Origin of the sequence: Rhodococcus sp. (in: high G+C Gram-positive bacteria), from assembly GCF_049286785.1 — a bacterium.
Lineage (GTDB): Bacteria > Actinomycetota > Actinomycetes > Mycobacteriales > Mycobacteriaceae > Rhodococcus_F.
Map to the genome: position 1 here is coordinate 1 of NZ_JBAQEO010000626.1, position 8,678 is coordinate 8,678.

Consider the following 8,678-nt stretch of genomic DNA (forward strand, 5'->3'; position numbering starts at 1 on the left):
GTAGCGACGACCGTACGAGCGCTGTGTCGCGACCGGGTAACGCTGTGTGCCCTCGTCTTCCTGGGATTCGTCACCCTCGTGGCAATCATCGGGCCACTTGTCGTGGCCACCGATCCCAACACCCTGAACCTGCGGAATGCCCTGGTGTCACCGAGCCACGAATTTTGGTTCGGCACCGATGATCTCGGGCGTGACCAGTTCAGTCGACTAGTCGATGCGACGCGCGTGACCATGATCGCGGCGACAGAGGCTGTGCTCGTGTCGGTGGTCATCGGTCTGCCACTGGGCCTGGTATCCGGTTACTTCGGGGGCAGGATCGACGCGGTGTTCGGCCGACTCAACGATGCGCTGATGAGCGTACCCGCTCTCCTGCTCGCCGTTGCCGTGGTTGCGGTCGTCGGGCCGGGCCTTACGACGTCGATGTTTGCAATCGGCGTAGTGTTCTCGCCTTCGATTTTCCGCATCGTTCGCGGTGCCACGATGGCGGTGCGCTCCGAAACATACGTCGAAGCTGCCGTCGCGATCGGATGTCGACCGCTGCGCATCATGTATGTCCACATACTGCGTAACACCTTCCCTCCGGTGCTGGTCCAGATCAGCCTGCTCTTCGGCATCGCGATGATCGCCGAGGCGAACCTCAGCTTCCTCGGACTGGGAGTCACACCGCCACAGGCGAGTTGGGGATCGCTGCTGCGCACGGCTTTCGACAACTTCTATGCGGCACCGTTCCTGATGTTCGCGCCGGGCTTGGCCATCGCGCTGACGGTCCTGGCGTTCTCCCAGATCGGCGACGGTCTGCGCACCGCCGTCGGCGACACGAAGGGGACACGATGAGCAAGTACAGTGCGACCACTGGAGACATCGTTCTCGAAGCCCGCGGCCTCACGGTGGAATTCGGTGCAGGGGCGGGCGTTGTCCGGTCGGTCGACGGCGTGGACCTCGTGCTTCGCCGCGGCGAAATGCTCGGATTGGTCGGCGAATCCGGGTCCGGGAAAAGCGTCACTTCGCTCGCGATCACGGGACTGACGGATTACACCGGCGGCCGTATCGTGGCCGGCAGCGTCCGTCTCGGCGACATCGACGTCCTCGCGCTCACCCCCAAGCGGCGCAGCGCGATTCTCGGTCGCGACATCGGCATGATCTTCCAACAGCCCCGACGAAGTCTGAACCCAACGATGTCGGTCGGAGGTCAGATTGCCGAATCCGTGCGGCGTCACCGCGGCAGCAGCCGGAAGGATGCGTGGGCACGAGCTGTGGAGATGCTCGATCGGGTGCGGATCCCGGACGCGGCGCGGCGCGCACACGAAATGCCGTTCAGCTTCAGTGGAGGTATGGCGCAGCGCGTCATGATCGCTATGGCACTCGCGTGCGAACCGTCCGTTTTGGTCGCCGACGAGCCGACGACTGCGCTCGACGCAACCGTGCAGGCACGCGTGATGGAGTTGCTCGCCGAACTGCAGCACGATCTCGACGTCGCGGTCCTGCTCATCACTCACGATCTCGGTGTCGCGTCCGGGACCTGCGATCGGATCGCGGTGATGTATTGCGGGCAGATCGTCGAGGAGGGCCCGACGGCAGACGTTCTGGTCCGGGCGTCGCACCCGTACACGAAGGGCCTGCTCGCAGCGACACCTCGCCGCGGTCGTGGAGGGAGGCTCGAACCGGTCCCCGGCAGCGTGCCGCCGCCGGACGAGATCCCAGCAGGCTGCCGGTTCCATCCCCGCTGCTCGATGTTTGCGCCCGGCGTGTGCGACACCGACGTCATCGACCTCGTTCATCGCGGTGAGGACCGGGCCGACCGGTGCGTGCATCCGCAGACCACGACATCGCTTCCGGTCTGAGATTCGGCGCCGTCGGTCCGCGAGACCGACCGGTGATCGGTCTCGCCCGGCCAGGTTTGTCACGTCGATCCGGCGCCCACCGCCCAAAGGTACGAGCGGCGTGGCCGAAAACCAAGCCATCGGATTCGATGCCGCAACAGCGGCAGAAATCAACCAAGATCCATTCCTGCCGCTGGTACTGGTGGCAGCCGACGCCACCAGTACCATCGAGTTGAGTACCTCGATTGCCGTTGCCTTCGCACGTTCGCCGATGACGCTCGCATACGCGGCAAACGACCTTCAACGGTTCTCTGGCGGGCGATTCATGTCCGGCCTGGGCGCAGGTGAAAGCGCTTATCACGCACAGGTTTGCGATGCGTGAACCCTCCTGTTCGTCGATGTCGAGGGATGCGACGCTCGCGCCGGCTGCTCCCGAGGATCGAACGAGCCCGGCGCCCATCCCGCTGGCACCGCCGGTGTGCACCGTCACGATCGGTGTGCACACGGCACGAGCGCCACCGGAATCGTCCGCCGAGAAGATCACCCGCCTGAACGACTCGTCCGCCTTTACTATTGGGTATCGGTTACATCTCGCGCGACGCGCACCGCATGAGGTCGAGCGCGAACCCGACATAATGTTCGGCAACCTGTTCCGGACTCAGTGGCCCATCGGGACGCCACCAGGTGGGCAGTGCGGTGCACATTGTGACGACAGCGCGTGATGCCTCGTAGGGATGATCAGCGCGGAATTGACCTTCGCGAACCGCAGCTTCGACCTCCACGTCGATCATGCGCTGTTGAATGTTGCGCCTGTCGGCGATCGCGAGCCGGTTTTCGGTATCGAAGCTACGCATCTCACTCGCCCCGACGAAGCCGAGTTCTCTGCGGTGCGTGTGGTATAGGGCGAGATTTTCGATGAGCAGGCTGAATCGTTCGACCGGATTACGTCCTTCGTCTCGCGCGGCCTCACTCCGTTGCTGCAGGTCGGTCATCGCATACTCGAGGAGTGTCACGAGCATGTGCTGCTTGCTCGGGTAGTGGTGGTAGATCCCGGCGACGGACAACCCGCACCGAGCCGCGATGCTACGCATACTCGCGCCGTGATAACCGATTGCAACGAATTCGTCGAGGGCGGCCCGAAGGACGGGGTCGAAATTCAACGGCGCGTAGGTACGCCAATCGGATCCCGACGGTTCGAGTGCGTTCCGATGTCGGGCTGGCGGTCTCGGCTGGGGCCGCTCCGATGAAGGTTTCGGGTTCTCCGGGTCGACCTCGATGTCGAGGATTTGCGACACGTTCAAATTCAGGGCATCGGCAATCCGGCCGAGGCGAACGACGCTGAGTCCGGTGTTGCCGTTCTCGATCTGGCTGATCGTGGCCGGGCTGACGCCGAGGGTGCGGGAAAGAGCGCGGAGGCTGATCTGTCGAGACATCCGCGCCGCGCGTATCTGCGCCCCCAGAATCGCGTCTGCCGGCCGGGGTCTTTCGTCATGGATCGCCACGTCCACCCCTCTCCTTGTGTTCAGTAAGTCTAAACATAGGTGGGTCGGTGAGGTGAACGCCGCGCATCTGCTCTCGCTCGCTTACCCGCGGACTTCTTTCAGGACCGGGGTCGCGGCGAATTCGGCGCGGGCGAGCGAGCGGCGGTGCACCTGGTCGGGTCCGTCGGCGATCTGGAGGAACCGGGCCTGCGCGTAGAGGACGGGCAGGATGGTGTCCTGCGACAGTCCGGCGCCGCCGAAGATCTGCATTGCGTCGTCGATGATCTGCTTGACCGTGAGCGGCACCAGCACCTTGGCGGCGGCGATGTCGTGGCGGGCATCCTTGGTGCCCTCGACGTCCATCCGCCAGGCGGCGCGCAGCACCAACAGGCGCGCCGCGTCGAGTCGGATGCGTGCATCGGCGACGGTCGCCTGCACCACACCCTCCTCTGCGAGGGGCCGCCCGAACGCGACACGCGTACGGGCGCGTTCGGTCATCAGCGAATCCCTTGCCACGAGGTCCGAGAAGATTCGCCTTGGGAACGCGGACCTTGTCGAAGAAGATCTCGGCGTGGCCGCCCTCGTGGCGGTCGGTGAAGCCGAGCACCGTGGTGGATCGGACGATGTTCAACCCGGGGGTGTCGATGGGGACGAGCACGATGCTGTGGCGGCTGCCGACCGCGGCCTCGGGGTCCGTCACGCCCATGACCATGGCCACCCGGCAGTCGTCGCGCAGCGCCGCGGTGGACCACCACTTGCGCCCGGTCAGGACCCAGTTGTCGCCGTCCTCGGCGACCTCGAGCCGGACGTTGTTGGCGTCGGAACTCGCGACGTCGGGTTCGGTCATCGAGAAGCACGACCGGATCTCGCCGTCGAGAAGCGGAGCGAGCCATTCCTTCTTCTGCGCGTCCGTGCCGTAGAGGTGCAGCAGTTCCATGTTCCCGGTGTCGGGTGCGGAACAGTTGAACGCCTCGGGCGCGAGCAGCGGACTCCAGCCGGTGAGCTCGGCGAGGGGTGCGTACTCGAGGTTGGTCAGCCCCGCACCCTCGCGGGCGGGGAGGAAGAGATTCCACAGACCCTGGCGTTTGGCGGCGGCCTTGAGGTCGGTCATGATCGGCGGCGCACCCCAGTGGTCCGGTTTGGACGCGAGTTGCTCTTCTGCGATCGCCTCGGCGGGCAGCACCCGTTCCTGTATGAACGCCGACACTTTTTCTTGTAGTTCAACAACTTTCGGGCTGTATTCGAAGTCCACTTCCGTGGCTCCCATCTCTTCGGTGGTGCCGCGATCAGCGGCGAAGTTCGGTGACGGACGAGGCTGCGGCGAGATCGAGTGCGCGTTGCAGCAGCGGGCCGACCATGTCGGCGATGTCGTCGAAGCCTTCACCGACGGTGCCGCCCTGCGCGTGCCGGGCGTTGATGCCCTCGAGTATGACGGCGATCTTGAAGTCCGCGAACACCGTGTACCAGTCGACGTCAGGGATCTCGATCCCGCACTGAGTGGCATAACGGTCGAGAAGCTCTGTGCGTGTGAAATCCGTCGAGCCGCGCGAGACCCTTGGTGATCGGGTTGTCGATCGTGCCGGGTTGATCCCAGAAACTCAGCATGATTCCGACGTCCGCGAGGGTGTCGCCGAGCGTGGCCATTTCCCAGTCCAGTACTGCGACGATCTTTCCTTTGTCGTCCCGGGATGCGAGGACGTTGTCGAGTTTGACGTCACCGTGGACGATGCCGGGGAAGAGTGAGGTGGGCAGTGCGCGGCGCAGCTTGTCCAGCAGCACGGACACCTCGGGTCGATCGGTGGTGCGCGAGGCGTTCCATTGCCGGGCCCAGCGGTCGAGCTGGCGTTCCAGGTAGCCGTCGGGGCGGCCGAACGAGCCGAGGCCGACCGCGTCCGGGTCGACGCCGTGCAGCACGGCCAGGGTGTCGACCAGATCGAACCCGAGTCGGCGACGTTCGTCCGATGTCAGACGCGATGCCTGCTGGACCGTCCCGACGGGCACTCCGTCGATGAACTCCATGAGGTAGAACGGCGCGCCGAGAACATCCGTGTCCCCGCACAGCAGCACCGTTTCGGGCACCGGGACCGCCGCGCCGGCCAGTCCCTTGATCACCGTGAACTCACGCTTCATGTCGTGCGCGCTCGGCAGAACGTGCCCATGCGGTGGGCGACGCAGAACCCACGTCCGGTCGGCGTCGGCGACGCGATAGGTGGGATTCGAGCGGCCACCGCTGATCAGCGAGACGGTCAGCTCGCCACTCACACCGCCGTCGAGTGCGCGGCCGAGATACAGCGTCAGTGCACGCACGTCGATTTCAGTGGTCAGCGGGATACCCTTCCGAACGGACCCAACACAGCGAACGATCGTTCGGTGTAAACGCTACCACCGTCTCCGGTCGCAGATGTAGGAGGCCGACCGGTTGGATCACCGGCCGGCCTCGTCCCTGTTCGAGCGGGAATGTCCGGACCTACACGGGGCCCATGCGAATCGCGCCGTCGATACGGATGGTTTCGCCGTTGATCATGGCGTTGTCGACGATCGACAGAGCCAGTTTGGCGTACTCGGCGGGGATGCCCAGGCGCGACGGGTGCGGGACCTGCGACGCGAGGGATTCGCGGACCTTGTCGGAGAGGTTGTTCAGGATCGGTGTCTCGAATGTGCCGGGAGCGATCGTGACAACGCGGACCAGCTTGCGTGCGAGGTCGCGTGCGCCGACGAGGGTCAGGCCCACGATGCCTGCCTTTGCGGAGGCGTAAGGCACCTGGCCGATCTGGCCTTCGAAGGCTGCGACGGACGCGGTCATGATAACGATGCCGCGTTCTCCGCCGACCTCGTCGTTCTTGACCATGCGGGCCGCGGCCAGGCGCAGCACGTTGAAGCTGCCGACGAGGTTGATGTCGACGACCTCCTGGTAGAGGTCGAGACTGCCGGGTGTGCCGTCCTTCTCGACAAGGCGCAGCTTGCCGCCCCGGCCGGCGCAATGCACGACGGCACGCAGCGGAGCCTTCTTCTCGGCCTCGGCGAGTGCGGCGTCGACGGCATCGGCGTCGCGGACGTCGGCGGGCGCGAACGTGGCGAGTTCGCCGAGTTCCTTGGCGACGGTCTCGCCGGCGGAGGACGGCAGGTCGATGATGACGGTCGGGACGCCCCGTGCGATGAACGCCTCGGCGGTTGCCCGTCCGAGGCCGGAGGCGCCGCCGGTGACCGCGGCAGACGCGTTGGTGAGATCCATGGAAGGGTGACCTTTCGTTCGTAAGAAACAACGGCAAACAGGTATTGCTCGCAAGACTGGAACCGCTACCCTTGCCGACAACCTAGTTATACAGGTAAGACTTGTGTAGCAGGATTGGTGTGGCACTGGCAACACATCCGTCCGCGAGTGACCATGTCGAGGGAAACGGAGCTGAAGTGGACACGATTGACACCGGCCTGGTGATACTCCGAGTGCTACTGGGGTTGACGATGGCGGCGCACGGATACGGCAAGCTCTTCCGCGGCGGCCGCATCCCCGGCACGGCCGGATGGTTCGACAGTATGGGCATGCGGCCCGGCAAGGTGCACGCGTGGTTGGCCGCGCTCACCGAGGTCGGCGCGGGCATCGCGCTCGCATCGGGCCTGCTCACCCCGTTCGCTGCCGCCGGATTCGTCTCGCTCATGTTCGTTGCCGCATGGACCGTGCACCGAGGCAAGGGCTTCTTCGTGGCCGCCGACGGCTGGGAGTACAACCTCGTGCTCGCCGGGGGAGCGGTAGTCGTCGCAATCATGGGCGCCGGAAGCGCGAGCCTCGACCACCTGATCTTCGGCGACAACCTGCTCGACGGCTGGGTCGGTGGCGCGATCGCACTGATCGGCGGCCTGGCCGCGGCCGGAATCCTGCTCGGGACGTGCTACCGGCCCGCACCCGAGCAGAGCGACGAGTCGGTGACCGCGTTGTAACGATGGATCTCCTGGAGCTGCACACCAGCGAATCCATCCGCGACACCGTCGCCCGGTACACGCACGCAGGCGACGGTGGGAAGCTCACCGAACTCGCCGAGTGCTTCACACCGGACGGAACACTCGAGATCAAGGGCCGATCCAGTGCGACGGGCCGTGACGCGATCGTCAAGATGCTCGGCGGAGGCGCGGCCCCTGCCGATCGGCCACGGACGACGTCGGGCGCGAAGTTCTTTCAGCGCCACTTCGTCGCGAATCTGATGTTCGACTCGATCACGCCCGACCGCATCGACACCCGCGCCTACTTCGTGGTGTTCGGGCCCGACGGCGCGGACCACTGGGGCCGATACCGGGACGTGTTCGTCCCGGCCGGCAACCGCTGGCTCATCGCCCACCGCTTCGTGGCGGTCGACACGACGGCACCTGGCTCCTTCCTCGCGGCGCGGTGGTCGCAATGACCGCACGCGGATTCGTCAACCTCCGTGACGTGGGCGGATTGCCGCTCGTCGACGGCGGGGTGACCGCGCACGGAGTTCTGTACCGCGGCGACGCTCCGTACCCGGGCGACTCGGTGCTTCCGGACCTCGAATCCTGGCCGCCGAGTACCGTTGTCGATTTGCGCGGTGACACCGAACGCGATCGGTTCGCATACGGCTGGCCGGACGGCACGGTGGTGCACAACATGCCGTTGTTCGATTCGGCAGCGCCCGGCGCCCGACCGGTCGACCTGCAGTCGCTCTACACGCGCATGCTCCACTACAACGAAACCCGCGCGGGAGAAATCCTCGCGCTCGTCGCCGAACCCGAAGGCCCCGTCCTGCTGCACTGCACCGCCGGCAAGGACCGCACGGGCGTCCTGGTCGCAGTGCTGCTGCTCGCGGCCGGTGTCGAGCCGGGCGCCGTCGTCGACGACTACATTCGCAGCGAAGATGTCCTGTTCGACCTCATCGACCGGTGGCTCGATGTCGGCATCCGCACCCGCAATTCCCCTCCGCTGGCCGAGCAGTTCCTGCGCGCGCCCGCCGACGCGATCACCCCGATCGTCGAGCAACTCACGTCTGCACCCGGTGGTCCGGAACAGTGGATGCTCGACCACGGCGCGAACCCCGCCCACCTCGATACATGGCGGGCCCGGATGCACGGTGTCGCCGCGCCGGTGACCGCCGGTTCGGAAGGGCAGAAGTCATGACCGCGACACGAACTGACGTCGGGGCACCGTCGGTACTGACCGAACTCCGCGACGGGGTCCTCGCCGTCACCCTCAACAGGCCTCACGCCCGCAACGCGATGAACGCGGACATGGCCGAACAGATCGGCGACGCTCTCGAACGGGCCCACCACGACCCGCAGGTGCGGGTCGTGATCCTCACCGGCGCTGGCGACCAGGCGTTCTGCGGTGGCGGCGACCTCGTCGCGATGTCCGAAGGGCAGTCCCTCGAAC

9 protein-coding genes and 2 pseudogenes are annotated in these 8,678 nt (G+C 65.8%); 7 read left to right on the forward strand and 4 right to left on the reverse strand.

Going from position 1 to position 8,678, the window contains the following annotated elements; genetic code table 11:
* The 3 genes from WAW17_RS22735 to WAW17_RS22745 form a co-directional block, all read left to right on the forward strand.
* Nucleotides 1-834 (forward strand): ABC transporter permease (locus tag WAW17_RS22735; protein ID WP_422335172.1); only part of this gene is annotated, 834 nt, incomplete at its 5' end.
* Nucleotides 831-1,841 (forward strand): ABC transporter ATP-binding protein, encoded by a 1,011-nt coding sequence (locus tag WAW17_RS22740; RefSeq protein ID WP_422335173.1) that lies wholly within the window; start codon nt 831-833, stop codon nt 1,839-1,841. The genes WAW17_RS22735 and WAW17_RS22740, both read left to right, overlap by 4 nt.
* A 100-nt stretch (nt 1,842-1,941) precedes the next feature.
* A complete protein-coding gene (locus WAW17_RS22745) occupies nt 1,942-2,202 on the forward strand; it encodes an LLM class flavin-dependent oxidoreductase (RefSeq protein ID WP_422335174.1) in 261 nt (86 codons plus the stop codon).
* Between the two features lie 202 nt (nt 2,203-2,404).
* Here WAW17_RS22745 and WAW17_RS22750 read toward each other — a convergent pair whose 3' ends face one another.
* The 4 genes and pseudogenes from WAW17_RS22750 to WAW17_RS22765 all read right to left on the reverse strand — a co-directional run bounded on the left by WAW17_RS22750 (nt 2,405) and on the right by WAW17_RS22765 (nt 6,533).
* Nucleotides 2,405-3,322 carry a TetR family transcriptional regulator gene (locus WAW17_RS22750; protein WP_422335175.1) on the reverse strand — a complete coding sequence of 306 codons (918 nt, stop codon included), beginning with the start codon at nt 3,320-3,322 and terminating at the stop codon, nt 2,405-2,407.
* Between the two features lie 81 nt (nt 3,323-3,403).
* Nucleotides 3,404-4,553: pseudogene (locus WAW17_RS22755) on the reverse strand (acyl-CoA dehydrogenase family protein).
* 34 nt (nt 4,554-4,587) lie between these two features.
* Nucleotides 4,588-5,665: pseudogene (locus WAW17_RS22760) on the reverse strand (phosphotransferase family protein).
* Between the two features lie 103 nt (nt 5,666-5,768).
* The gene (locus WAW17_RS22765) at nt 5,769-6,533 is read right to left on the reverse strand and encodes an SDR family NAD(P)-dependent oxidoreductase (protein ID WP_422335176.1); all 765 of its coding nucleotides are present in this window, start codon (nt 6,531-6,533) and stop codon (nt 5,769-5,771) included.
* Nucleotides 6,534-6,709: 176 nt separating this feature from the next.
* Between WAW17_RS22765 and WAW17_RS22770 the strand changes: the two genes are divergently transcribed.
* From WAW17_RS22770 to WAW17_RS22785, 4 genes are all read left to right on the forward strand, one after another.
* A complete protein-coding gene (locus WAW17_RS22770) occupies nt 6,710-7,237 on the forward strand; it encodes a DoxX family protein (RefSeq protein WP_422335177.1) in 528 nt (175 codons plus the stop codon).
* A gap of 2 nt (nt 7,238-7,239) precedes the next feature.
* Nucleotides 7,240-7,695, forward strand: a complete 456-nt coding sequence (locus WAW17_RS22775) for a nuclear transport factor 2 family protein (protein ID WP_422335178.1) — start codon at nt 7,240-7,242, stop codon at nt 7,693-7,695.
* The gene (locus tag WAW17_RS22780) at nt 7,692-8,426 is read left to right on the forward strand and encodes a tyrosine-protein phosphatase (protein WP_422335179.1); all 735 of its coding nucleotides are present in this window, start codon (nt 7,692-7,694) and stop codon (nt 8,424-8,426) included. Before WAW17_RS22775 ends, WAW17_RS22780 begins: the two co-directional genes overlap by 4 nt.
* Nucleotides 8,423-8,678: enoyl-CoA hydratase/isomerase family protein (locus WAW17_RS22785; RefSeq protein ID WP_422335180.1), on the forward strand; the 256-nt coding region annotated here is incomplete at its 3' end. The genes WAW17_RS22780 and WAW17_RS22785, both read left to right, overlap by 4 nt.